This is a genomic window from Kibdelosporangium philippinense (assembly GCF_021390435.2).
GTDB lineage: Bacteria > Actinomycetota > Actinomycetes > Mycobacteriales > Pseudonocardiaceae > Kibdelosporangium > Kibdelosporangium philippinense.
Map to the genome: position 1 here is coordinate 745,046 of NZ_JAJVCN010000001.1, position 22,589 is coordinate 767,634.

At 66.0% G+C, this 22,589-nt stretch carries 25 protein-coding genes, 4 tRNA genes and 3 pseudogenes; 22 read left to right on the forward strand and 10 right to left on the reverse strand.

Annotated features, from left to right (window positions below):
• Positions 1-47: 47 nt before the first annotated feature.
• Genes LWC34_RS03575 through LWC34_RS03590 form a run of 4 tightly spaced genes read left to right on the forward strand, consistent with a single transcriptional unit; the run spans position 48 to position 3,683 of the window.
• Entirely contained in the window at positions 48-1,022 is a 975-nt protein-coding gene (locus LWC34_RS03575) for an ABC transporter substrate-binding protein (protein WP_233722968.1), read from the forward strand.
• The gene (locus tag LWC34_RS03580) at positions 1,019-1,957 is read left to right on the forward strand and encodes a FecCD family ABC transporter permease (RefSeq protein ID WP_233722969.1); all 939 of its coding nucleotides are present in this window, start codon (positions 1,019-1,021) and stop codon (positions 1,955-1,957) included. Before LWC34_RS03575 ends, LWC34_RS03580 begins: the two co-directional genes overlap by 4 nt.
• Positions 1,954-2,907: a FecCD family ABC transporter permease gene (locus LWC34_RS03585; protein WP_233722970.1), complete on the forward strand. Its 954-nt coding sequence runs from the start codon at positions 1,954-1,956 to the stop codon at positions 2,905-2,907. The genes LWC34_RS03580 and LWC34_RS03585 overlap by 4 nt, the downstream gene beginning before the upstream one ends.
• The gene (locus LWC34_RS03590; RefSeq protein WP_233722971.1) at positions 2,904-3,683 is read left to right on the forward strand and encodes an ABC transporter ATP-binding protein; all 780 of its coding nucleotides are present in this window, start codon (positions 2,904-2,906) and stop codon (positions 3,681-3,683) included. The genes LWC34_RS03585 and LWC34_RS03590 overlap by 4 nt, the downstream gene beginning before the upstream one ends.
• A gap of 279 nt (positions 3,684-3,962) precedes the next feature.
• Here LWC34_RS03590 and LWC34_RS03595 read toward each other — a convergent pair.
• Both LWC34_RS03595 and LWC34_RS03600 read right to left on the reverse strand, forming a co-directional pair.
• A pseudogene (locus tag LWC34_RS03595) lies at positions 3,963-4,358 on the reverse strand (alpha-L-fucosidase); the annotation flags it as partial.
• A 216-nt stretch (positions 4,359-4,574) separates the two neighbouring features.
• A complete protein-coding gene (locus tag LWC34_RS03600) occupies positions 4,575-5,069 on the reverse strand; it encodes a transposase (protein WP_284051409.1) in 495 nt (164 codons plus the stop codon).
• A 99-nt stretch (positions 5,070-5,168) separates the two neighbouring features.
• Between LWC34_RS03600 and LWC34_RS03605 the strand changes: the two genes are divergently transcribed.
• A complete protein-coding gene (locus tag LWC34_RS03605; protein ID WP_233722972.1) occupies positions 5,169-5,351 on the forward strand; it encodes a hypothetical protein in 183 nt (60 codons plus the stop codon).
• Between the two features lie 40 nt (positions 5,352-5,391).
• Here the strand turns inward: LWC34_RS03605 and LWC34_RS58675 are convergent.
• Positions 5,392-6,045: pseudogene (locus tag LWC34_RS58675) on the reverse strand (transposase family protein); the annotation flags it as partial.
• Between the two features lie 347 nt (positions 6,046-6,392).
• Between LWC34_RS58675 and LWC34_RS03620 the strand changes: the two are divergent.
• The 3 genes from LWC34_RS03620 (at position 6,393) to LWC34_RS03630 (ending at position 7,645) form a co-directional block, all read left to right on the forward strand.
• Positions 6,393-6,584: a response regulator gene (locus tag LWC34_RS03620; protein ID WP_233722975.1), complete on the forward strand. Its 192-nt coding sequence runs from the start codon at positions 6,393-6,395 to the stop codon at positions 6,582-6,584.
• Positions 6,585-6,588: 4 nt separating this feature from the next.
• Positions 6,589-6,753: a response regulator transcription factor gene (locus LWC34_RS03625; RefSeq protein WP_233722976.1), complete on the forward strand. Its 165-nt coding sequence runs from the start codon at positions 6,589-6,591 to the stop codon at positions 6,751-6,753.
• A gap of 91 nt (positions 6,754-6,844) precedes the next feature.
• On the forward strand, positions 6,845-7,645 hold the full coding sequence (locus tag LWC34_RS03630; protein ID WP_233722977.1) for an NAD-dependent epimerase/dehydratase family protein: 801 nt from the start codon (positions 6,845-6,847) through the stop codon (positions 7,643-7,645).
• Here LWC34_RS03630 and LWC34_RS03635 read toward each other — a convergent pair.
• Positions 7,607-8,458: a LysR family transcriptional regulator gene (locus tag LWC34_RS03635; protein ID WP_233722978.1), complete on the reverse strand. Its 852-nt coding sequence runs from the start codon at positions 8,456-8,458 to the stop codon at positions 7,607-7,609. The genes LWC34_RS03630 and LWC34_RS03635 overlap by 39 nt on opposite strands.
• A gap of 62 nt (positions 8,459-8,520) precedes the next feature.
• Positions 8,521-8,592 (reverse strand) — tRNA-Val (locus LWC34_RS03640).
• Between the two features lie 344 nt (positions 8,593-8,936).
• On the opposite strand from LWC34_RS03640, the gene LWC34_RS03645 reads away from it, so the two are divergent.
• The 4 genes from LWC34_RS03645 to LWC34_RS03660 all read left to right on the forward strand — a co-directional run bounded on the left by LWC34_RS03645 (position 8,937) and on the right by LWC34_RS03660 (position 9,731).
• Positions 8,937-9,362, forward strand: coding sequence for an SsgA family sporulation/cell division regulator (locus LWC34_RS03645; RefSeq protein WP_033393736.1), 426 nt, complete (start codon positions 8,937-8,939; stop codon positions 9,360-9,362).
• A 104-nt stretch (positions 9,363-9,466) separates the two neighbouring features.
• A tRNA-Gly gene (locus tag LWC34_RS03650) sits at positions 9,467-9,539 on the forward strand.
• A gap of 47 nt (positions 9,540-9,586) precedes the next feature.
• Positions 9,587-9,658 (forward strand) — tRNA-Cys (locus LWC34_RS03655).
• Between the two features lies 1 nt (position 9,659).
• A tRNA-Val gene (locus LWC34_RS03660) sits at positions 9,660-9,731 on the forward strand.
• A gap of 243 nt (positions 9,732-9,974) precedes the next feature.
• On the opposite strand, the gene LWC34_RS03665 is transcribed toward LWC34_RS03660, so the two are convergent.
• Complete coding sequence (locus LWC34_RS03665) at positions 9,975-10,262, reverse strand: tyrosine-type recombinase/integrase (RefSeq protein ID WP_233722979.1); 288 nt, start codon at positions 10,260-10,262, stop codon at positions 9,975-9,977.
• A 197-nt stretch (positions 10,263-10,459) separates the two neighbouring features.
• Here LWC34_RS03665 and LWC34_RS03670 point away from each other — a divergent pair, with 197 nt between their 5' ends.
• The 5 genes and pseudogenes from LWC34_RS03670 (at position 10,460) to LWC34_RS03690 (ending at position 14,611) form a co-directional block, all read left to right on the forward strand.
• Positions 10,460-10,771, forward strand: coding sequence for a transposase (locus tag LWC34_RS03670; protein ID WP_233722980.1), 312 nt, complete (start codon positions 10,460-10,462; stop codon positions 10,769-10,771).
• Positions 10,768-11,664: an IS3 family transposase gene (locus tag LWC34_RS03675; protein ID WP_233722981.1), complete on the forward strand. Its 897-nt coding sequence runs from the start codon at positions 10,768-10,770 to the stop codon at positions 11,662-11,664. Before LWC34_RS03670 ends, LWC34_RS03675 begins: the two co-directional genes overlap by 4 nt.
• Positions 11,665-12,107: 443 nt before the next feature.
• Positions 12,108-12,596: a cytochrome P450 gene (locus LWC34_RS03680; RefSeq protein ID WP_233722982.1), complete on the forward strand. Its 489-nt coding sequence runs from the start codon at positions 12,108-12,110 to the stop codon at positions 12,594-12,596.
• A gap of 71 nt (positions 12,597-12,667) precedes the next feature.
• Positions 12,668-13,331: pseudogene (locus LWC34_RS03685) on the forward strand (SDR family NAD(P)-dependent oxidoreductase).
• The gene (locus LWC34_RS03690; RefSeq protein WP_233722983.1) at positions 13,328-14,611 is read left to right on the forward strand and encodes an FAD-dependent oxidoreductase; all 1,284 of its coding nucleotides are present in this window, start codon (positions 13,328-13,330) and stop codon (positions 14,609-14,611) included. The pseudogene LWC34_RS03685 and the gene LWC34_RS03690 overlap by 4 nt, the downstream one beginning before the upstream one ends.
• A 531-nt stretch (positions 14,612-15,142) precedes the next feature.
• Here the strand turns inward: LWC34_RS03690 and LWC34_RS58680 are convergent.
• Both LWC34_RS58680 and LWC34_RS03695 read right to left on the reverse strand, forming a co-directional pair.
• A complete protein-coding gene (locus tag LWC34_RS58680; protein ID WP_372496419.1) occupies positions 15,143-15,400 on the reverse strand; it encodes a DUF6510 family protein in 258 nt (85 codons plus the stop codon).
• A 5-nt stretch (positions 15,401-15,405) separates the two neighbouring features.
• Positions 15,406-15,639, reverse strand: a complete 234-nt coding sequence (locus LWC34_RS03695; RefSeq protein ID WP_233722984.1) for a ferredoxin reductase domain-containing protein — start codon at positions 15,637-15,639, stop codon at positions 15,406-15,408.
• A 29-nt stretch (positions 15,640-15,668) separates the two neighbouring features.
• Here LWC34_RS03695 and LWC34_RS03700 point away from each other — a divergent pair, with 29 nt between their 5' ends.
• The gene (locus tag LWC34_RS03700; protein WP_233722985.1) at positions 15,669-15,929 is read left to right on the forward strand and encodes an alpha/beta hydrolase fold domain-containing protein; all 261 of its coding nucleotides are present in this window, start codon (positions 15,669-15,671) and stop codon (positions 15,927-15,929) included.
• A gap of 23 nt (positions 15,930-15,952) precedes the next feature.
• On the opposite strand, the gene LWC34_RS03705 is transcribed toward LWC34_RS03700, so the two are convergent.
• Positions 15,953-16,141 carry a hypothetical protein gene (locus LWC34_RS03705; protein ID WP_250109431.1) on the reverse strand — a complete coding sequence of 63 codons (189 nt, stop codon included), beginning with the start codon at positions 16,139-16,141 and terminating at the stop codon, positions 15,953-15,955.
• 165 nt (positions 16,142-16,306) lie between these two features.
• Positions 16,307-16,636 (reverse strand): hypothetical protein, encoded by a 330-nt coding sequence (locus LWC34_RS03710; protein WP_233722987.1) that lies wholly within the window; start codon positions 16,634-16,636, stop codon positions 16,307-16,309.
• A gap of 547 nt (positions 16,637-17,183) precedes the next feature.
• Between LWC34_RS03710 and LWC34_RS03715 the strand changes: the two genes are divergently transcribed.
• The 4 genes from LWC34_RS03715 (at position 17,184) to LWC34_RS03730 (ending at position 22,586) form a co-directional block, all read left to right on the forward strand.
• Positions 17,184-18,248, forward strand: a complete 1,065-nt coding sequence (locus tag LWC34_RS03715; protein ID WP_233722988.1) for a phenylalanine--tRNA ligase subunit alpha — start codon at positions 17,184-17,186, stop codon at positions 18,246-18,248.
• A gap of 9 nt (positions 18,249-18,257) precedes the next feature.
• Positions 18,258-20,306, forward strand: a complete 2,049-nt coding sequence (locus tag LWC34_RS03720) for a phenylalanine--tRNA ligase subunit beta (protein WP_233722989.1) — start codon at positions 18,258-18,260, stop codon at positions 20,304-20,306.
• Positions 20,307-21,021: 715 nt separating this feature from the next.
• Complete coding sequence (locus LWC34_RS03725) at positions 21,022-21,723, forward strand: formyltransferase family protein (RefSeq protein WP_233722990.1); 702 nt, start codon at positions 21,022-21,024, stop codon at positions 21,721-21,723.
• Between the two features lie 68 nt (positions 21,724-21,791).
• Positions 21,792-22,586: a 2OG-Fe(II)-dependent halogenase WelO5 family protein gene (locus LWC34_RS03730; protein WP_233722991.1), complete on the forward strand. Its 795-nt coding sequence runs from the start codon at positions 21,792-21,794 to the stop codon at positions 22,584-22,586.
• Positions 22,587-22,589 lie beyond the last annotated feature (3 nt).

The following is a 22,589-nucleotide window of genomic DNA, read 5'->3' on the forward strand; positions in this document are numbered from 1 at the left end:
TGAATACGATAATGACGATCGTTTCCAACTAGCGTGAGGAACCGATCGTGAAGCGAGTGGCCCTGTTAGCCATGGGTGTGCTGGTCGTGGGTTGCTCGACCCCAGTGGCCGAAGGCGGTCCGGCCACCGCACAGCAAACGACGATCGACCGGACGGTCCAGCCATTGCGGCCAAGCCTCACGGTCACGGCCGCAGGCAGTACGTTGACCTTGCCCCAAGCGCCCGAACGCATCGTCTGCCTCAATGGGTTGTGCGACGACGTCCTCACTGAGCTGGGAATTGTTCCGGCTGGGACCAGCAACCCGACCCTGCTTGGCCACCCGGCACTGCTCGGCGAGCGTGGCACGGCCGTACCAGTGGTCAAGGGGACGTTCGGGTCCGAGGATGTCGAGAGTGTCGCCGCCCTCAGGCCGGACCTGGTGATCGGCCTGCCGGGTGTGCACGACGGACTCCGCCCGGCGATCGAGAAGTTCGCGCCCTTGTGGCTGGTCGAACCGACGAAGTGGCAGGAGTCGGTCGAATCCTTGCGTGCCATCGGGGCGTTGACCAACAGGACCGATGCGGCGACCAACGCCGAGCAACGTTTCCGGGACAAACTCGCGTCTGCCGTGGCCACCACGCACCAGAACGGCCAAGCACAGCGGAAGGCGCTGCTGATGTACGGCAGTGTCGACTCGATCGGCGTCGACACCAGCGCCTCGCTCAAGGGCAACCTGCTTGGCCTGCTGTTCACGTATCCCTTCCCAGCCAAAGGCACGGACGCCACGACGGCAAGCACCTACAGCGTCGAGGAACTCCTCGCCAAGCAGCCGGATGTCGTGTTCGTGTACTCCCTGCTGTTTTCCAGCAATGACCGCACATTGAGCGCGCAGCTGGCCGACAATCCGATCTGGAAGCGGATTCCGGCCGTCCAACAGGGACACGTCTACGAAACGCATACGAAACTGTGGGGCTCTGGCCGTGGGACACGCAGTCTGAGCGCGGTCATCGACGAAGCCGTTGCCAAGGTCGCGGCGAGTTGATCCGAGGGACCGTACTCGTCGCCTTCCTCCTGCTCGTCCTCGGCTCGCTCATGCTGGGCACGCCGTTTGTCGGGATCAACCGTCTCTTCGTAGCGTCGGGCGTCGAGTACGTCATTGTCGCCGAGTTGCGCTCACCGCGGCTCGTCTTCGGCCTGCTGGCGGGTGGTGCGCTCGGTGTTGCCGGTTTGATGCTGCAGGAATCGCTGCGAAACCCCTTGGCTGTGCCGGAACTGCTTGGTGTGTCGAGTGGTTCTTCGGCCGCGGTGGCGATCTGCGTTGTCACCGGGCTGACCGTGCCTGGCGCGCCGCTCGTTCCGGCGCTTTTCGGGGCGGCCGTCGGCGCGGCGTTGACGCTCGTGGCCGTCAAAGGCGCCGTAGGGCCGGAAGCGACGCTGCTGATCGGGGCGGCAGTGAGCGCCGCGTTACAGGCTGTGTTGCTGGCGGCCGCGGCATTCACGGATTCGCGTGACCAAGGTGTGCTGGTCCGTTACCTGCTGGGCTCTTTGTCGGGAATCAGTTGGGATGACGTTACGGTTGCGGGAATCGCATTGGCTGTCGTCATGCCGTTAGCTGTGCTTTGCCTTCCTGCGTTGAAGGTTCTGGCACTAGGTGACGAGACGGCCGCGTCCGCCGGATTGAATGCCGGACGCGCCAGGGTCCGGGTGCTCACCGTCGCCAGCCTGTTGATCGCGGTGATCGTGGGGTTCTGCGGCCCCATCGGATGGATTGGGTTCCTCGCACCGCAACTCGCCCGTTTGATGGACGCGGCCAGGGTGTGGTGGTCGCTGGTCTTCGGCGCATTGCTCGTCGTTGCCGCGGATCTGGCCGCACGGACTGTGCTGTATCCGGTGGAGCTTCCCGTCGGTGGTCTGACCGCGGTGGTCGGTGTTGGAGTCGGTGTCCTTTTGCTGGTACGAAAGCGCGTGCGCGCATGAGGTGGATAGTCATCCTGATTCCGCTCGCGGTTGTTCTCGCGTTCGTCCAGCTGCTGACCGGGTCCTCGATGTCCGCGCCCGAAGCACTGGCGGCGCTGTTCGGGGACAACAGGATCATCGTCGAGCTGCGGGCGCCACGAGTCGTTGTCGGACTGGCCGCGGGTGCGTGTTTGGGCGTCGCGGGGATGATCCTGCAGTCCACGCTCCGCAATCCGTTGGCATCACCGGAAGTCACGGGCGTCGGATCCGGTGCGATCCTTGGCGCGGTCGTGGCCACGACCATCGGAGCCACCACGTCCACCGAAATGGTGCTCCTGGCTCTGCTGGGCGGATTACTCGGCGGCGGCATTCTCTGGGCAATGGCATCGACGCGCGGCTCCGATCCGCTGAGGCTCGCGGTGATTGGTGTACTGCTGTCAGCGACGCTCGCGAGCGCGACGCTCATCCTGTTGACCGCACGTCCCCAACTCGCGGGCGCCATGACCCAGTGGCTCGTCGGCAGCCTGAACGGTCGAACCTGGGAACACTGGCGAGCACTGTGGCCGTGTCTAGCCATCGGATTTGGCGGCGCGTTCTTGGTGACGGCCGTCCTCAGTGTCCTGTCGGTAGACGACGATCACGCCAAAGCCGTTGGTATCGCGGTAACCCCGTGGCGGATCACAGTTCTGATGCTCTCGGTGCTGACAACCTCGGCAGCCGCGGCGACAACCGGCGCACTCGTGTTCGTGGGCATGCTGGCGCCCCACGCGGCACGAGCTCTGGTCGGCAGCGATCAACGTGTCGCGCTGCCGCTGTCGGCCATCATTGGCGCCGCAACGGTTGCGGCAGCGGACATCGCGGCTCAGCACGCGAATCTCCCAGCAGGGGCGATCACGGCGATAGCAGGTGCGATTGTCCTGATCAAAGTGGCGAAGCGGATGTCAGCGGCGACAGTGGGAGGCAGCCGATGATCGAAGCGGCAGACATCACGGTCCGTTTCGGCGAGAAAACCGTGCTCGACAAGGTCTCGATCACGGTGCACCACGGCGAATGGCTGGCATTGGTCGGCCGCAACGGGTGTGGCAAATCGACCGCGCTCCGCGTGATGGCTGGTTTGCTCGAACCCGCGCAAGGGAGCGTAACCATCGCAGGTGGTCCACTGAACGCCTTGTCTCGTAGGGAAATTGCTCGCCGCGTCGCGATTCTTTCGCAGTCGATGCCTCCTGTCGGCGCGATGACGGTCAAACAGCTTGTCCGGCAAGGACGATACGCCACACGTGGACCGCTGGGCATGCTGAGCAATGGTCAGGACGCCGCCGAACGCACGGCGATGGCCGACGCTTCGGTGCTCGAATTGGCTGACGCGCAGGTGGATCGGTTGTCCGGCGGGGAAAGGCAGCGTGCGCGGCTGGCATTGGCGCTGGCGCAGGACGTGCCGGTACTGCTGCTTGACGAGCCGACGACGTACCTTGACGTGCGGCACCAACTGGAAGTGCTGGAGTTGGTACGGCGTCTGCAGCGAGAACGTGGCCTGACTGTGGTCACAGTCCTGCACGACCTCAGCCAAGCCGCGAAGTACGCGGACCGGATCGTCGCGTTGCGAGACGGAGTCGTGCACACACAAGGGCCCGCCGGCGAAGTCGTCGACGCCGACCTGCTTCACTCGGTGTTCGGCGTGAAAGGCCGGGTGTGGCTGGACGACCTCACCGGCAAGCCGATGTGCTCCTACGACGCGGCCGCGAACTGACGCAGGGTCTCGGCGTCACGCAGCACGGCGTCAACGGAGTCGTCCTGGACGAACTCCAGCATGACCTCCGCATCACGCAGGAGACCGAAAAGCGGGCGCCACAGATCTTCCCTCGCGCCCAATGCAAGCCGTTCGGTGTAGCCATCGGGTCCCCACGAGAACGCGTGCACCGCCGCGAGTTTCGGCAACAGTGCACGCACTTCGGCCAAGCACTGATCGGTGTCCGGGTCCTCCCGCGGCTGCCAATGCGCGACCAGGTTGTCCCAACCGGCCTCGCCGTACATAGAGGATGATCTTGACGTCCTTGGCTTTGCCCGCTTTGACCAGCTCACCAAGGAGATCGCGCTTGGTGCTGCAACTGCCCGGGATCGCCGACGGCCATGGGCGCGCATAGCCAAGCCTGCTGTGGAACGTGGCCAGGACGATGTAGGAGGCGCCCAGCTTGCGGGCCTCGTCGACCCAGTAGTCGGCACTCCAGCCGCCACCGGTGACGTCACGTTCCCATTCCGCGCAGTCGAGGTGCTTCGGCGCGGTGAACATGCCCCAGTGCAGGAAAAGCCCGGCCGTTGACGCCCGTAACCACTGTTGTCTCGGATGCTCGACCTCGGCATTCGCAGTCGGCGTGAGCAACGCGAGCAGGACGATGACGACGCTCAGCAGGATGCGACGGTGCATGACCTCTGCCCTCCTGTGCCGCGGCTAGAACCTCGTGAGTGATTACGCGCGTTCTAACCTGGATTCACCGTTGATCTTGGGTTGTGGTCGTGGTGGTGGGTGGTTGTGGTGGTGGGCCGGTGGTGTGTGGTGTGGTCGTGTGGGAGTTGCTGGTCTGCCCAGCTTTTCCACTGTGGTCTTTCGGGTTGGGCCCTGGTCAGGCGGGTGGGTAGGGGGTCAGGCGGGGTGGGGTGGGGCGTGGATGGTGGTGAACAGCCGGGTGAAGTCGTGGGCCCAGGGCCAGTCTTGTGGTAGTCGCAGGGTGATGTGGCGGGCGGTGCGGGTGACGCGGGCGGCGATGGTGATCAACCGGCGGCGCAGGGTGGTCAGCCGTGTTCGGGCGTGGGCGGGGCCGGCCAGGCAGGCGGTGGCGCGCAGGAGGTTGTGGGTCAGGGCGGCCAGGGAGAGCCAGGCGGCGTTGGCGGCGAACAGTCCGGACGGGAAGTGGGCCAGCGGGCCGGCCGCGAGTTCGGCGAAGACGTGTTCGATCGCGCCGCTGCGTTGGTCGTGCAGACGCCAGGCGGTGGCCGTGTCGAAGCCGGCCGTGTCGGGCTCGGTGGTGGCGGGCCTGGTGGTGGCGGGCCTGGTGGTGTCGGGCCTGGTGGTGTCGGGCCTGGTGGTGGCGGGTGGGAGGTTGGTGAACACCGCGTGGTAGCGCCAGGCTGGGAACAACTCGCCCTGCTCGTCGCGGGTGGTGATCCGGGTCCGGCGGACCAGTAGCCGGGCGGTGGTTTTCTGGCCGGGGTTGACGGTCGGGTTGGTGAACGCGGTATGGCTGGTCTCGGCGATCTGGGCGGTGTGGATCAGCTGCCCGGTGTGCGGGTCGAGGACCGGGTCGCGGTAGGTGTGCTGCTGCCAGGCGTGCTCGCTGATCGCGTCGATCGCCTCCCGGATCGCGGAATGTTGTGGGGCGGTGATGGAGAACCAGACCCCCTTCCCGCACCAGCATCGTGATCAATTCCCCGACATAGAACCCGGAATCGCCGCGTACCAGCAGCGGCCCGGTCGCGCCCGCGGCGCGGGCGGTGCCCAGCGCGCGCCGGGCCAGCGAGCTCACCGCGCGGCGGGTATCGGCGTTGCCACCCCGTAACCGGGTCGCCACGATCACCGGCCTGCCCGCCGCTGTGGTCAGGGTCGCGGCCAGCGTGTTCAACCCCAACACCCCGGTATAGCCGAACGCGGCCCCGTCTTTGCCCCGCCCGTAGACCTGGCTGATTTTCGAGTCCAGATCCAGCAACCCCAACCGGTCGGCCCCCGCCAGCAGCGGCGTCAGCTCCGCCAAGCGGGCCAGCAGCCGGGCGGAGAGTTTCTCCAGTTGAGCGACATGACCCATGCTGAACCAGCGCAGGAACGTGCCCACAGTGGACGGTGCGCGGATCCCGGTGAACAACCCCGCCATGCCACCATGCCGCACCAGGTCCAGATCACTGATCGAGTCCGCGCCCGCGGCCATCCCGGCCACGATCGTGCTGATCTTCGCGCCCGCGTTCGCCCCGACCGAACCACCCAGCCGGACCAGCTCACCGGCCAGATCCGACAACCCCGCGTCCTCGGCCAGCCGCATCACCGGCACCAGCCCCGCGTGCGACACCAATCCCGGATCGTCGAACCTCACCGACACCGCGCCACGCGTATGCGATGCTTTCACTCAGCAGATGCCCTCTCACTCGGACCGATATGTTTCTCTCGTAAGAACAATCGTCCCAAGTCAGAGGGCATCTGCCCGTCCACGACACGACCAACCCACCAAGATCTTCGGTGAATCCAGGTTCTAACCCTCCTAACCACTCACGAGGTGGTCCCGGAAGCGACGAACGCCAGGATCGTGACGAGCGTCGACTCGGCTAGTGGCACCAAAACTGCTGCAGGCACCGCGTACGCGGCCATCAACGTGATCTGCGCGCACTCGGGGGAGGCCTCGCCAAGGTGGGATGGTCGCGAGCGCAAGCACCGCGACAAGCACGAAGAGCGGGATCGTGAGACAATGAGTCCATCTTGGACGCGCTGGCGGCCGGCGCGAGCGGTTATCTCACCAAGGAAGCCGACCGGGCGAAGATCGAGCAGGCCGTGCGCAGCGCCGCGGCAGGGCAAGCCGTTCTCGCACAGGAAGTGCGGCGCAGATTGCTGACGCTGGCCCACCCGACACGCTCGGCCCGCTCCGGCGAAGTTCACCCTGACCGCCCGTGAACAGGTGATCTCGGACCTGATCGGTGCGGGGCTGCGTAACCCGGAGATCGCGCAGCGCCTGGTGATCAGCGAGGCGACCGTCAAAACGCACATCAACAACCTCTTCGCCAAGGCGGGCTTTCATTCGCGGGCGGACGCCGTGCGGTATGTGTTGAGCCTGATGCCCTAGGGGTATCACAGGCGGCGAAACAGGTCTTGGACGCCGTTCACGAACCTGATGAGACTCGATTTCGGGGATGACACAACGAAAGGACCCAGAAATGAAGGTCTTCATCACCGGTGGCTCCGGCTATCTCGGCCGCAGCACGATCCCGGCTCTGGTGCGTGCCGGGCACGAGGTGTCGGCCCTGGCGCGCAGCGATGCCTCCGCCGCGGCCGTGTCCGAACTCGGGGCAAAACCCGTGCACGGCTCGATGTCGTCGCTGGACGTGTTGCGTGACGCCGCTGCTGCCGCGGACGGCGTGATCCACCTTGGCTTCGACGGGACTTCGGACGCGGCTCAGGCCGATCTCGCGGCGGCTACTGCGATGCAGGAAGGCACGCGCGGGGTTTACGTGCACACAGGCGGTGTTTGGGTCTACGGCAACACCGATGGCGTGGCTACTGAGGAATCGCCGCAGAATCCGCCGCAGATCACCGCTTGGCGTGCCGCCAATGAGGCTCAGGTGCTTTCGCGTGGGCACGCCGTGCTGGTCATGCCCGGGGTGGTCTTCGGGCGCGATGGCGGGTTGCTCCCGCACTTCTTCCGTGGCTCGATCATCGGCGATGGTTCGAACCACTGGGCGCTTGTGCACGTCGACGACATTGCGGACTTGTACGTGCGCGCGTTGACCGCGCCCGCGGGCTCGACGTACATCGGTGTGAGTTTCAACATGCATGTCGCCGACTTTTTCACTGGCAAGCCTTCGATGAGTTATGCGGAGGCTTTGGATCAGATGGGACCCATTGCGGAGGCGTTCGCACTCGACCAGCAGTTGAGCGGGGACAAGGCACGGCGTGAACTCGGCTGGGCGCCCCGGCACCTAGCCGACAATCTCGGCGAAGTCGTGGATCAGCGGTGACCGGCGGGGGGCGATCCACGCGAGACAGACGTGGTTCGGGCCGATGTCGCCGACCGGGACCTGCGTGACATCCGGGCGCCGGTAGTACTCCGAAGTGGACTTCGGGATGATCGCGATCCCTTGTCCGGACGCGACATCCTCAAGTTTCTCTTCGATGCTGGTGTACCCGCGGGCGGGCGGCGCGGTGCCGTCACGAAGCTGGACGGAGATGTCACGCCATTCGGGGACGGCGCCGGGCTCGTTCAGCAGATGCTCGGCCGCGAGATCAACGATCTCAATGGACTCCTTGCCCGCCAACCGATGATCTGCGGGCAGGACGGCGACGCGCGGCTCAGTGAACATCGGCCGGACCTTCAGGCCGCGTTGATCGATCGGCAACCGCACGATACTGACGTCGACGCGGCCGTCGCGCAGCACGTCGACCTGGTTGTTCCAAGTGGTCCGGACGAGTTCGACCTCGACATCCGGATGTTGTGTGCCGAACGCACGTACCCAGTCAGTGACCGTGATGCCCGGCATGAACCCGACGCTGAACGTCGTGGTGCCTCTCGCGGCCTGCGCCACCCGGCGCTTGAGCGCCTCGGCCGCGGCGAGCAGGGGTTTTCCGTCGTCGAGCAGTTGCCTGCCAGCGGCCGTGAGCTCGGTCGATCGTTTGTCCCGGACGAACAGTCGGACGTGCAGTTCGTCCTCAAGCGCCCGGATCTGCCGTGACAGAACGGGCTGCGCGATGTGCAACCGCCCCGCGGCCCGGCCGAAGTTCAACTCCTCGGCCAGTACGACGAAGTACCGGAGCTTGCGCAGGTCGAGGTCCACAAAGGAACACTGTAGTCAGGAAAAAAGCCCGGCCCCTGAAGTGGGACCGGGCTTGGTTCGCGTGGGCAATACTGGGATCGAACCAGTGACCTCTCCGGTGTGAACGGAGCGCTCTCCCGCTGAGCTAATCACCCTCTTGCCTAACAGAGAGAAAGCTTACAGCAGGCCGCGACCGGTTTGTAACCACCCCCCGTATCCCGGCTGACCTGGGGATGTTCGCCCGATGTGACAAGCGAGCCATAACGTCATGCAGAAGATTCACGCATTGGCGCTACCAAGTTCGGGACGAACCCAGCAGTATGTACGCGTAGGTCCATCAGGTGATTACAGGGCGGAGTCAATCGATCGCATAGTGTCGACCCAGGGGGCCCGAACGGGTGAAGATCGGCCGAAATGCTATCGACGGGCGGTGCTACGGCGTCACAGGACTGGGACTCAGTCGTTCCATGGCTGGGAAGGGAGTAGAAGGGTAGCGACGATGCGCAACGATCACGTGACGCTCCGCTCGACAGCGGTCTTTGACCTGCTTGCGCCGCGCACACCGGCCGTGCCGGTGAAGGTCGAGCTGCGCTATGACACCCGCGACCCGTATGCGGTCGTCGCGGCGTTCCGTACCGGCAGGGCAGGCTGGGTGGAATGGGTCTTCGCACGCGACCTTCTCGCCGACGGGCTGATCGCGGAGGCGGGAGACGGCGACGTCCGAATCCGGCCAGCGGTGGACGACCCAGAGGTAGTGGTGATCGAACTCAGCTCGCCGTCCGGCCACGCGGTCTTCGAAGCCTCGGCACAAGAACTGGCGGACTTCCTCGACCGGACGTACGACGTAGTGGTGCCAGGAAACGAGCACACCTGGGTCAACGTCGACGAGGCGCTGACGCACTTGATCTCCAACGACCTGACCTGAGCAAACATCGAAACCGACCCCCGGTTTGAAACCCGTTGAGCCGGTCGGATAAAGTTCTCCACGTACCACCGAGGCGGGCCGAAAAGTCCGCCAAGCTGGGGCAGGCGGACGTAGCGCAGCTGGTAGCGCATCACCTTGCCAAGGTGAGGGTTGCGGGTTCGAGTCCCGTCGTCCGCTCGGCGTCGGCCCCTCGGGTCGGACTCCTGGGCAATTGACAGGAAACTGGCGCAGTGGCCGAGTGGCTTAGGCAAGGGCCTGCAAAGCCCTGTACGCGGGTTCGATTCCCGCCTGCGCCTCGGGCGATTAGCTCAGTGGGAGAGCACTACCTTGACACGGTAGGGGTCACTGGTTCAATCCCAGTATCGCCCACCCGATAAGTGCAGTTCAGAGGCCTTGTTGACGTTCGTCGTTGGCAAGGCCTTTGGCTTTTGACCGTCATTTGACCGTGGCTGTCGCCGTGACACGGACGGTTTCGGTCGTTGCGGAAGTCTGAGTTTCGGTGACTTCTGGTCGGTTTGGCCGTGTGGGGCGTCGTCGGGTCCTTGATCATCTGACCGTCTGTTGACCGTGATTCTCGCCTCAGGCTGTGGCGTGTCGAGCCTGGCGTGGTGGTCAGTCGGTTCGGAGGTGTCGGTGGTTACGGACACGTTCGAAGGCTTTGAGAGCGTGTTCGTCTGATGCGGCGAGGGTGTGCAGGTATCGCTCCGTGGCGCGCAGGCTGGAGTGTCCCAGTCGTTCGCGGACGGTTTGGATGTCTGCTCTGCCGGCCAGTAGCCACGAGGCGTGTGTGTGGCGCAGGTCGTGCATCCGGATTCGTCGGGTGATTCCGGCTGCGGTGAGCGCGGGTTTCCAGATGTGTTTGAGGTGCCAATTACGCGGTATGTGCCCGTCGGTGTCCAACGAGCGTCCGTGTGCGGGCCGGTCTTTGCCCTGAGCGCGGCGAGCCGATCGGTAGGGGGCGTACGCGCAGCGGCATGAGGCGCAGCGGCAGCCGTACGTTGAGTAGCAGGTCAGTGTGCCGTGTGGACGGTTGGGCCTGACCCGTTTTGACGGACATCTCTGATCAGGGGTGCGAACCCTTGGGAAGGATGTTCATCATGGAGCCTGTGGGCAAGAAGAAGCGGCGGCCTCGGCGGGCGTTCACGCCGGAGTTCAAGGCCGAGATCGTCGAGTTGTGCCAGCGCGGGGATCGGTCGTTGGGGCAGGTCGCGCGGGATTTCGACCTGACCGAGACCGCGGTGCGGGGCTGGGTCAAGCAGGTCGAACTGGACGCCGGAACGCGCACTGACGGGTTGACCAGCGCGGAGCGCGACGAGTTGGCGGCGTTGCGGGCGGAAAACCGCCGACTGCGTGAGGACAACGAGATCCTCAAGCGCGCCACGATTTTCTTCGCCAAGGAGACCCGGTGAACGTGTCCCCGTTCATCGAGGCGGAGAACATCAGCACCACCGGCAACGTCAAACGTGCGTGTGCGCTGCTTAAAGTCTCCCGTGCCGCCTACTATGCCCACCGCACCGGCCAACCATTCCAGCGGGCCCGCGACGATGCCGAGTTGACTGAGCGGATCACCGAGATCCACGCTGAGTCCAACGGCACCTACGGGGCACCTCGGGTGCGTGCTGAACTGGCTGCCAGCGGCCGAGGGCATTCACGCAAGCGAGTGGCTCGGTTGATGCGCGCGGCGGGACTCGTGGGCAAGACACCGAAACGGTGGCGGACCACCACCGTGCCGGATCCGGCCGCGGTCCTGCCCGACGATCTGATCCGCAGGGATTTCGCCTGTGCGGCAACGGATCTCAACAGTCGCTGGTGCGGTGACATCACCTATATCCACACGGGGGAGGGCTGGTTGTATCTGGCCATGGTGATCGATATCGCCTCTCGGCGCGTGGTGGGCTGGGCCACCGCCGACCATCTGCGGACTGACCTGGTCGACCAGGCCTTGCGTGTCGCGATCACCCCACGTCGACCCGGGCCAGGCGTGATCTTTCATGCCGATCGCGGCTGTCAGTACACCTCCGGTCAGTACGCCCGCCTCGCGCGCGATGCCGGAGTGCGGCTGTCGGTGGGCCGGAAAGGACAGTGCTGGGACAACGCGGTCGCCGAGTCGTTCTTCGCCACCATCAAGACTGAACTGCTCGACCGGCAGGCCTGGCCGACGAAAGCGTTGGCGCACAAGGCAATCTTCGAATATGTGGAAGGCTGGTACAACACCCGCCGGCGGCATTCCAGCCTCGGCTTCCTCAGCCCGGCCGCCTACGAAGCAGCCCAGCAAACCGCTACCGAGCTTGCGGTAGCCTGATCACATATCGACCTTGTCTGTCGAATCGGGTCAAGCCCAGAGACGCTCTGGCTGACGGTCGGGCGTGAGCCGAATGAGTTGTGGCTCACGAACTACTATGAAGAAGGCACGCGGAGGCTCTCGCAGAGCATTGTCGATCGCGCTACGTCGAGCGACTTCCGGATCTCGGATCGCAGCCTCACCTACGATGCCACCGGCAACATCACCCGGATCGCGGACAAGTCCGACGTGCAATGCTTCGCGTACGACTATCTGCGGCGTTTGACACAAGGATTCACCCCGTCGACAGGAGATTGCTCCGCTGCACCGTCCGTTGCGGGCCTTGGTGGTACGGCGCCGTATTGGTCGGAGTTCGGCTATGACGCCATCGGAAACCGCACGTCCGAAGTCCAACATCGCGTCCAGGGCGACACGCGGCGTACCTACACGTATGGTCGCCCGAGGTGCGGGCGCACCTCGAGGAAGAGGCTGACCGGGTGTTCCACGGCGACGTCGACTTGGCCGAACTTCGCGTCACCGAAGCGTTCGTACTGGAGAACCTGCGCCTGCACCATCCACTGTGGATGCTCATGCGGCGAGCAGTGCGCCCCGTCACGGTCGGCGGCGTACACCTGGAGGCGGGCACCGAGGTGATCTACAGCCCTGCCGCCATGCACCGTGACCCGGACATTTTCCCGGACCCACTGCGGATCCGCCCGGAACGCTGGCTCGGCGCCGGGCCCACCCCCGAGATGCAGCGCGCGTTCGTGCCCTTCGGCCTCGGCCGGCGACAGTGCATGGGTGACGCGTTCGCGATGATCCAGATGAAGATCAGCGTCGCCGCCATCGCGGCGAATCGCCGGCTGAGCCTCCCCGCCGGGTTCCGCCCGAAGACCGTGACCACGAGCGTCGTGCGCCTCGCCGAGCTTCCGATGATCGTGGGTGCCCGGTGACAGGACTGCTCACAGGCAAGGCAGTGCTCGTCACCGGTGCCGGCTCGGGTATCGGCCGCAGCGCCGCCGAGGTGCTGGCCGGGCACGGCGCCGATCTGGTGCTGGCCGACATCAACGGCGACACCTGCCACGAGACCGCGGAATCCGTCAGGCAATGCAGTGCTAGTGGTAGCCGACGTGTCCCGAGAAGACGATGCCGACGCGATGGTCGAGGCCGCGATCCGCGCCTACGGCCGACTCGATGGCGCGTTCAACAACGCCGGCATCGACGGCGCGTTCGAGTCGGTCGCCGAGTCCACTGTGGAGAATTGGGACCGCGTCACGGACGTCAACCTCAAGGGCGTCTGGCTGTGCCTGCGGGCGGAGATCCGCCGGATGCTCACCTCCGGCGGCGGGTCGGTCGTGAACACCTCGTCGACCGGCGACCTGGTCGGGATGGGTATCGGCTTGTCCGCCTACGTGGCGGCCAAGCACGGCGTGGTGACCGAAGACCAGATCGCGGCGATGCAACCGATCAACCGGCCGGCCGACCCGGCCGAGATCGCCGAAGCCGTCGCCTGGCTGCTGTCCGACCGCGCGTCCTTCGCCACCGGCCAGGCCTGGGCGGTCGACGGCGGACTCGTCGCCAGTAGTCCCCGTCGACAGTCCCCTTTTCGACGCCTAAACCGAACCGTGACCGCGTTGCCCGTTACGGTGGGATCGGCGCCGATCGACTCCAGGAGAGCACAACCATGACCCCACTGCGGGTAGCAGTGGTGGGCGGCGGGATCGGCGGACTCACCGCTGCCCTCGCGCTACTGCGCCGCGGCCTCGACGTCCGCCTCTACGAGCAGGCCCCGGCCTTCACCGAAGTCGGCGCCGGCGTCGGCCTCACCCCGAACGGCCACCGCCTGCTCAACCGCCTCGGCCTGCGGCTGGGCCACTGCGGCACCCCCTTGCTCGACGGCCTGTTCTGCCAAGCCGACGGCACCACCATCACCAAACTGACCGTCGGCGAAGACGCCGCCAACCCCACCATCGGCCTGCACCGCGCCGACCTCATCGCGGCGCTCTCGGCCGAGCTACCCGGCGACGTGGTGCACACCGGCTACCGCTGTGTCGGCGTCACCGAGCACGACCACCACATCACCGCGCACTTCGCGCATGGCCCCAGCGTGGCCGCCGACGTGATCATCGCCGCCGACGGCATCCACTCATCCCTCCAGCGATTCGTCACCACCCCGACGCCGCCGGTCTTCTCCGGCAGCGTCGCCTACCGCGGCGTCATTTCCAGCGAGCGGGTACCGCAGTGGCCCCGCAACGCCACCCGCAACTGGCTGGGCGCTCACAAGCACTTCCTGGTCTATCCGATCCGTGCCGGCCACCTGCTGAACTACGTCGCCTTCGTCCCGGCCGGCGACCACTCACGGGATTCCACATGTGTCCTGGGCGTTCGTTCACGCGAATCCCGACACGCCCCCGCCGCTCGTCCTCACGAGTCATGGTCCGCCCCCGGCAACCCGTCCACCCTCCGCAGAGAATTCGCCGGCTGGGACCCCCTGGTCTCGGCCGTACTCGCTCAGGTCGACACCACGTTCCGCTGGGGCCTCTACGACCGCACCCCCTTGTCCCACTGGACCTCCGGCCACCTCACCCTTCTCGGCGACGCCGCCCACCCCATGCTTCCCCACTTGGGTCAAGGCGCCAACCAGTCCATTGAGGACGCCTACACCCTCGCCCTCCTCCTGGCCGACGCGACCCGAGCAGACATCCCCGCCGCACTCGCGTTCTACGAGTCGCTACGCCGCCCCCGCACCACACGCGTCCAACACCACTCCCGCGTGGCTGGCGCCCTCTATGACGCCACCGACCCCGTCTCGACGCGCAACACCCAACTACGCAACCACTCCGACACTCTCTCCTGGCTCCACAACTACGACGCCGAAGCCGAAGCACTCGCGGCATTGGAAGTGCCACGTGCTCTCAGGCATGTCCCTGCGCCGCACCGCCCCTCTAGGAGACGTTTCGGGCAGTAGTGTTGACGCCCTGATGCCGGCGAGGTCGTGCGAGGGCTCGGTGGACATGACCGGAAGCTGTGGGGCCGTCATGGCACAGTGGAACGGACTGCGAGGAGGTGCTTGTGACCGTCGATCACATTCAACTCCGCGAGATCTGCTGGCGGACGCCGCGCTAGTCCGGCGTCGTCCTGCACGCGAACAGGCCATGACGGTTTGGCCTGTACAGGCCGTGATGTCGTGTGCCCCGGACCTTCGCCGACATACGGCATGTGCGAGTTCGTTCAGGCCTGGAACAGGACCTCGACCGTGCTCAGGCAGAGCGGAGGTTCATAGCCGACGACCTCCGACCTCGATGCACAGCCGGCGCATTCACGCGGTGGCGAACCGGATCACCTACGTCGCCTCCGCCCGAGCCACTGCGACCGCCGGGGCCCCAGGCGCCGCGGCGGATCGCGAATTCGATCGGCCCGTGCCAAGCACGTCGGTCACACCCCGGTGTTCGAGGCTTCATCGGGTTCGAGCAGCCCGGAGTCGTGTCGAGGTCGTCGCTCACCGCGGGGCTCCTGCCGAGAGAGGCACACGCACCGACTGTGTCCCACGCAAGTCCAGCCGTGCATCGGTTGGAGTGCGAACGAGGCGAGCGAGGACCGACGTGCATTTGCGACAGCGAGATGTCGTAGATGCGGTCGCCGTCTGACATCGTGCTCCGCTTGCTCCGAAACGTTCGTTCAGTCCGGATGGTGTCGGGGTTCTGTCCTTGAGCCAGGAGGAGTTCGGAACCCGTCTCGACGAACCTGGTTGGGCCACAGATGTTAGGTGCGTGCGTCCATTCCGGACGGACGTGCCACGGCGAGGTCGTCCGATCCGATCCGACCCGCCGGGCGGTTGGTGCCGAACGCTTTCCGGCTGAACAGAATCGTGACGTCAAAACTGGGACGAGATTGCAGCTCGGCGTCGTAGTAGATGTCGGCCGGGGTGCGTATGGAGTAGAGAAGAGTGAACGGTGGCGGGTCGGTGACGCGCGCCCGTTGCCGGACCATGGCCATGATCGGAACGATGCCTGAGCACGGCCGACGTGCCGATCTACGCTGCCCCGGCCCGAGCCACCGACCTCAAAGGCCTTCCACCCGCATATATCTCGGTCAAGGAGTTCGACCCTTTGCGTGACGAAGCCATTGCCTACGCGCAGGGCCTTTTCGCCGCCCACGTGCCAACGGAGTTGCACCTCTTCCCCGGCACTCTCCATGATTCCGGCTTGATCCGCACCGCGCGAATCACCCGTCGGGAGGTCGCGGAGGCTCACGCGGTACTGGCGCGTGCGTTGGGCGTGGACTGAATAATGTCCTTTGTGGACATTGTTTAGCGAACGTGCTTACTTTGCGGCTCGGTGTGCTCGGTAGGTGCCTCGGCGGGCTTGGCGACGTTGCGCAGCAACACCTTCACCGCGATGGCCGCCGCGATCGCCACTGTCGCGCTGATGGCGCCAACCACGTTGAATCCGGTGACGAACGCGTCTCTGGCCACTGCCAGGTCGGTGACCAGCAACACAGGGGGGTGTCATTCCCGCGGACATGGCCACCATCGCGGCCACCAGTTCCCAGTGGCTCGCTCCGGGACCAACCAGGGCGAGCTGGATGTATCCCACGGCCGCGAGGACCAGGGTGCCCGCCAACAACCAGTCGCGCCGCACTTTCGCCGCGATGGCCGGGGCGATCATGGCGACCGCCGCGAAGACGATGGTGCCGGGCAGCAGCCGAAGCCCAGCCTGAGCGGTGTCTCACCGAGCACCAACTGGAAGAACTGGGGCAGCAGGAACAATATGCCGCGGATCGCGAACTGGCCGAGCAGCAATGCACCCAGCGACACGCTGAACGATCGGTTGCGGAACAGCCACAAATCCAGCAGCGGGCTCTCCAACCGGTACTGCCTGCGGACGAACAGTACGGTGAGGCCGGCTCCGGCCACGATGCTGATCAATATCGCGACGGATGGGCCGTAACTGGCCAGTTCCTTGAAGCCGTAGGTGATCGGCAGGATGGACACCAGCGAAAGGCCCCACGCTGGGCAGGTCGAGCTTGCCTGGCTGGGTTTCCTCGTCCCCGGCCAGCAGCATCGGCGCGACCAGCAGGACCAGCACTATCACCGGGACGGCGATGACGAACACCGCGCCCCACCAGAAGCGTTCGCTGCTTACCTTCCAGTAGCCGACGCTAGACATTGTTTCCAAGTGGGACCGGCTCGGCGTGGAGCGGGACCAATGCCGGCTGAGTTGAGGATCTCCCACACCGTCGACGCCGCGATCTGATGTCCGAGTCCGGCTGGATCCTCCGATGTCCCCAACGCGGGTTCTCGTGGACCAGGTGGAGGACGAGCAATGCAGCGGCGCACTTGCACCATTCGATGATCACCGGGCATCATTGCGTCATGCCGCAGTGCGCTCCGCGATTTAGCCGCCCCCGAGGTTCTCGGGGGTAGCGCGCGCAGCCTGGGTCAGCCCCCACAGCCGCCTCCCCACCGCCTCGGGGGGAAGCGACAGGAATCGCCTCCGGCTCCGCGCCCGCGGAAGTCGCTTAGACGATGGGGAACCCTTGTGAGCACGCCATACGGCGGCACCACGATGCTTGATCGCGTCCAGGAAGCTTTGGCCAAAGCGCGCGCGGACTTGGCCGCGGCCAGCACATCCGCTGACTTGGCCGCGATCCGCCGCGAACAGCTGGGCAAATCGGGTGCGCTGCCCGCATTGCGCCGCGCGCTCGGCGGGATGGACGTGGACACGCGCAAGACCGCGGGTGCCGCGCTGCACGCCGCCCAGCAGGACATCACGGCCGCGCTGGCTGAGAAGGAACGCGAACTGCTCGACGCCGAGCCCGCGCTGGCACACCCGTTCGACGTCACCGTCCCCGGGCTGTCTCCCAGCGGTGGTCGGCTGCACCCGACCACTCAGCTCGCCTACGACCTCAACGACGCGTTCGCCGCGTTGAACTTCGAGGTGTACGAAGGTCCGGAGATCAGCTCGGAGCTGTTCGAGTTCGACCACATGAACTTCCCACCCGACCATCCGGCGCGGGAGAGCATGGACACCTACTGGCTGACCGGCACCGCCGACCAGCGCGGCGCGGAGCGGCTGTGTCTGCGGCCGCACCTCACCGGGGCCAGCATCCGCTACATGAGCGAGCACGAGCCGCCGTTCCGGTTTGTCTACCCCGGCCGGGTGTACCGCAACGAGAGCACCGACGCCCGGCACGAACGTGCGTTCTTCCAGTACGAAGTGCTGCTCGTCGACGAGGACGTCCCGCTGACGACGGGCAAGTTCCTGGTCGACACCATCCTCGACACCGTGTTCGGCACACCGGTGCTGACCCGCATGCGCACGGGCTTCTTCCCGTTCGTGGAACCCGGGTTCGAGGTCGACATGCAGTGCCAGGTGTGCGGCGGCAAGGGCTGCCGCACCTGCGGCCGGGTCGGGTGGATCGAGGTGATGCCCGGCGGCAGCCCGCACCCGAACGTGCTTCTGGCCGCCGGTCTCGACCCCGAGCGGTGGACCGGCTGCTACGTCAACGTCGGTCTCGACCGGCTGGTGATGATGCGCTACGGCATCGACGACGTCCGCCTCATGCACAGCGCCGACCTGCGCTTCCTCACCCAGTTCGCTTAGGAGACACCGGTGAAGGTTTCCCTGGAGTGGCTCTCCGACTTCGTCGAGCTGCCCGCCGAATCGACCCCCGCGCGGCTCGCCCACGACCTGACCCTGAAGGCCGTCGAGGTCGATGGCTTCACCGAGGTCGACGGTGACGTCGTGCTGGAGATCGACAACAAGTCGCTGACCAACCGGCCCGACCTGTGGGGCCACTACGGCATCGCGCGCGAGTTCGCCGTCATCTACGACCGCCCGCTCGCGCCGCTGCCGACTTGCCCGCCAGCGCCGTCGGCGACACACATAGTCGGCACGCTCGACGCCGAGCTGTGCGGGCGCTTCTCGGCCACCGAGTTCACTGTGGACGGTTCGGTGCCGACGCCGGCCGTGGTGCGGGACCGGTTGGCACGCATCGGAGAGCAGAGCATCAACCTCTGCGTCGACCTCAGCAACTACGTCATGTTCACCGTCGGCCAGCCCACCCACGTCTACGACGCCGACCGCGTGCGGCTCCCGCTTTCAGCGGACTTCGCCGAGCGGCCTGGGGTGCTGGAGTTGCTGGTCGGTCGCACGATCGACGTGATAACAGGCATGCCGGTCATCCGGGATGCGGACGGCGTGGTGGCGGCCGCTGGCGTGATGGGTGGTGCGTCCTCGGCGGTGTCGGGGTCGTCCCAGCGGTTCGTGCTGGAAGCGGCGGCTTTCCGTGCCGGGCAAGTTCGGCGCTCGGTGCAGCGGCTCGGGCTGCGCACCGAGGCTTCGGCGCGCTACGAGAAGGAACTGGACACGCAGCGGGTGGACGACGCTGTCGGGTTGTTCCTTGACCTGCTTGTCACCGCCGCCCCCGACGCGCGGATCACCGCCGCCCAGGACGTCGTCGTCCGGCCGACCGAGCGCCAGCGGATCGACGTCGGCCTGCCGTTCCTGGCGCGCCGCATCGGAACCCGGTTGCCGGACAAGGAGATCCTGGCGATCCTCGGCGCGCTTGGCTTCGAGTGCCAGATATCCGAGGATGTTCTGTCCGTGGTGGCCCCGACGTGGCGTTCGACGGGGGATGTGTCGCTGCCGCACGACATTGTCGAGGAGATCGCGCGGATACACGGCTATGACCGGCTGCCCGCGGTTCGGCCCACAGTGGCTCTGAACCCGGTGCGCTCGCTCAACCGCAAGCCGCTCGGCCGCTCGGTACGCGAACAGCTGGCCGGGCGCGGTGGGCTCACCGAGGTGTTGACCTATCCGTGGTCGGCTGATCACCTGCTCGCCGTATGCGGGTTGGACAAGGCCGCTACCGTACGGATCGACGGTGCTCCTGCGCCTGACCGAGACTCACTGCGCCCATCCCTGGTGCCGAATCTGCTGGAGGCGGTCGCGGACAACCTCCGCTACCGCAAGGAATTCGGGGTGTTCGAGGTCGGCGAGGTCTTCTCCGGCGCCGAACGCGTGCTGTACGACAGCAGCGGGGAATCGCTGCCCGGGCAGACGACCGCGCTCGGCATCGCATTGGCGGGAACGGATGGCGTCACGCTGTTCCGGCGGGTCAAGGGCCTGCTGGAGATGCTGTACAGGCATTGTCACGTTATAGAGCTAACACTTTCGGGTGAACCGGACGAGGCGTGGGCGGACCCGTCCGCGCGCCTGGCCGTGAGCGCGGGCGGCGTCCCGGTCGGGGCGCTCGGGCTGGTGCGACCGCGGGTGTGCCGGGCGGCAGGGATCGAGGAGACCCTGGTCGCCTGCGCTGAGCTGCGTCTTGCCGGGCTGTCCGCGCACCGGTCAAGAGACAATCGGTACGCGGCGCTGCCCGAGCTGCCTGAGTCCGACTTCGACCTGTCGGTCGTGGTCGCTGACTCGGTGCCGTGGCAGACCGTCGAAGCCGTTGTGTTGCAGGGACACGAACTGGTCAGTGCCGTGTCGTACATCGGGGAGTACAACGGTTCGTGGGTGCCGAGCGGGCACCGGTCGCTCACCCTGCGGGTCATCTTGCGGCCGCGCGGGACCACGCTCACCGCGGCGGACATCGGCGTCGCCCGTGCGCAAGTGCTCGAAGCGCTGGCCGAGCAGACGGGTGCGCGCCTGCGGTGACGGGATTGCGCGCAGGTCATGTCCGCTGACCAGAACAGCGAAATGAACAATTTACAAAAAAGTTCTGTCTGACCCGGTGAATGCAGTCACTGTTTTGGTTCTGGAAGTATGTGTGGCTGGCTCACGTTTTAGTTTCACGTTCAACCGATAACGTGCCGGTTGATGCAAGCCGGTGTTTTATAAGGCGCCACCCGCTTGGAGTCTATCGACACTGATGGATCATTGTGCTAACTTCCGGTCATCGCCACAGTTAAGGTGGTAGTGTGGTGACTGCAGCAAGTGAAACAAAGTCACTTTGAGGGGAGTGGCAACGGCTGGGGAGAAGCAGAGTTGCGTGTGCAACCAGGCTTATCGGGGGCTGGGGATCATAGGATGATATTGGTCGTCTGACCGCTGCCGCAGCGCTGCCGTAATACAACCGTCAGGTTGTGTTGCTGTGACGCGGGGCGCTGTTTCGGCATGCGCGGTGCGTGAGCAGTGTCGCTCGCGCGCCGGAATGCGTCATGCATTCGCGATTCCTCGCGTCGTAAATCGTCGATAAGAGCCGTGGTGTACCGGTGCCGCACATTCGGTATCGCCGGCGGCCTTATTTGGCGTGCATAGGGAACGATTTAGCGGGAGCTGATGACTGCGCGGGCCGCAGTCTGCTTCCGCTGGATAAATCTGCCCGCAATTGGCGGTGGATGTCGCAATTCGACGGTATGTTGGAGGACGGGTGAACATCTTTCTGTCGGGCCGCGGTGCCTTCGCGGTCCAGATGGCCGAGGCATTCGGCGAGGCCGGGCATTCCATTGTCGGCGTCGCGTCGCCCCGGACGAGGAAAGGGCACACCGACGACGAGAACGCATTGTCCTGGGACCGCGTGCGCGCGTGGGCCTATCCACGCCAGGTGGCCTGGACGGACGCCGCCGAACTGCGTGCCATGCACATACCCGACAAGACCGAAGTGATCGTCGCGGCCCATTCGCACGCGTTCATCGGCCGCAAGACCAGGGCGAAAGCGTCGGTCGCCGCGATCGGCTACCACCCGAGCCTGCTGCCGCTGCACCGTGGCCGCGACGCGATCCGCTGGACGATCCGCGACGGCGACCGGGTGACCGGCGGCACCGTCTACCACCTCAGCGAGCGCACGGACGGCGGTCCGATCGCCGCCCAGGAACACGTACTCGTCCCGCGCAAGGCCACCGCGGAGAGCCTGTGGCGGGAGCACCTCGCCCCGCTCGGCGTACGACTGCTGCTGCGGGTGGTCGACGACCTGGCCTCCGGCAGGCGCGTCGAGGTCGAACAGGACGAGTCGCTGGCCACGTGGGAGCCGTCGCTGGACTCGGCCCCGCTGTTCAAGCCCGAGCTGATCGAGCTCCCCTCCGCGAGCTCCGAGCCGGTGATCGGGGACCGGTGGGCGCTGATCGACCACTGACCGCGCTGAGACCACCTCCCCCTCGGACCGGCCGCACATCCATGAGATCTGGTGAAAGGGAAGGCAAGATGTCGATCGATTCCAAGCTCGCGACCGTCAGCGCGCTCGACGCCGAGGTGCTCACCGCCTTGTTCGCGGGCACCTACATCGCGGTTCGCGTGCCGAACTTCTACGACGCGCAGTACTGCAAGAACCTGGTCGAGCCGCTGTACGAGAAGATCGACAACGATGCCGCGACGGGCGGCATCTACGAGAGCGACATCGACTCGTTCTGGAACGTCATGAACGACGAGACCCGGCGCGAGCGGTACCTCGACGCGGCCCTGCCCGTCCAGCAGCGGCTGCGGACGATGAGCGCGCCCTACCCGTCGCCGGTGGACCAGTTACGGCTTGCCCTCGACGAGGCGTGGCCCGGTGGCGCGACGCTGATGACGATGGCCGAGCGCAAGATGCCCTTCGGCATCACGCGGCTGTGGCGCAGCGGCAAGGAGGCGCTGCCGCACCAGGACCTGCTGTGGCGCGAGGTCGACCCGGACCGGTTGTCGGTCAAGCTGATCGGCCAGCTCGGCGTCAACATCTACCTCGACACCGCCGACGAGGGCGGCGAGCTGGAGACGTGGGACCGGTACATCACCGACACGGAGTACGAGCCGCTGCGGGAGACCTACCCGGGCAGCTACGGCTACTCGCGGGACCTGCTGCCCGCTGAGTCACTGCTGATCTCGCCGGAGGTCGGCGACCTGGTCATGGTCAACACCACCAGGGCACACGCCGTCCGCAAGATCACCACGGGCAGGCGGATGACCGTGTCCGGATTCGTCGGCAACGCCGGCACCGACCAGCCGCTGCGCTGCTGGAGCTGAGGG

Excerpts from the sequence above, each read along its gene's own strand:
- LWC34_RS03585 (WP_233722970.1), top strand. The coding sequence starts at position 1,954 with ATGAGGTGGATAGTCATCCTGATTCCGCTCGCGGTTGTTCTCGCGTTC.
- LWC34_RS03590 (WP_233722971.1), top strand. The coding sequence starts at position 2,904 with ATGATCGAAGCGGCAGACATCACGGTCCGTTTCGGCGAGAAAACCGTG.
- LWC34_RS03605 (WP_233722972.1), top strand. The coding sequence starts at position 5,169 with ATGGCTGGTCTCGGCGATCTGGGCGGTGTGGATCAGCTGCCCGGTGTG.
- LWC34_RS03630 (WP_233722977.1), top strand. The coding sequence starts at position 6,845 with ATGAAGGTCTTCATCACCGGTGGCTCCGGCTATCTCGGCCGCAGCACG.
- LWC34_RS03645 (WP_033393736.1), top strand. The coding sequence starts at position 8,937 with ATGCGCAACGATCACGTGACGCTCCGCTCGACAGCGGTCTTTGACCTG.
- LWC34_RS03670 (WP_233722980.1), top strand. The coding sequence starts at position 10,460 with ATGGAGCCTGTGGGCAAGAAGAAGCGGCGGCCTCGGCGGGCGTTCACG.
- LWC34_RS03690 (WP_233722983.1), top strand. The coding sequence starts at position 13,328 with ATGACCCCACTGCGGGTAGCAGTGGTGGGCGGCGGGATCGGCGGACTC.
- LWC34_RS03695 (WP_233722984.1), bottom strand. The coding sequence starts at position 15,639 with ATGGCCATGGTCCGGCAACGGGCGCGCGTCACCGACCCGCCACCGTTC.
- LWC34_RS03730 (WP_233722991.1), top strand. The coding sequence starts at position 21,792 with ATGTCGATCGATTCCAAGCTCGCGACCGTCAGCGCGCTCGACGCCGAG.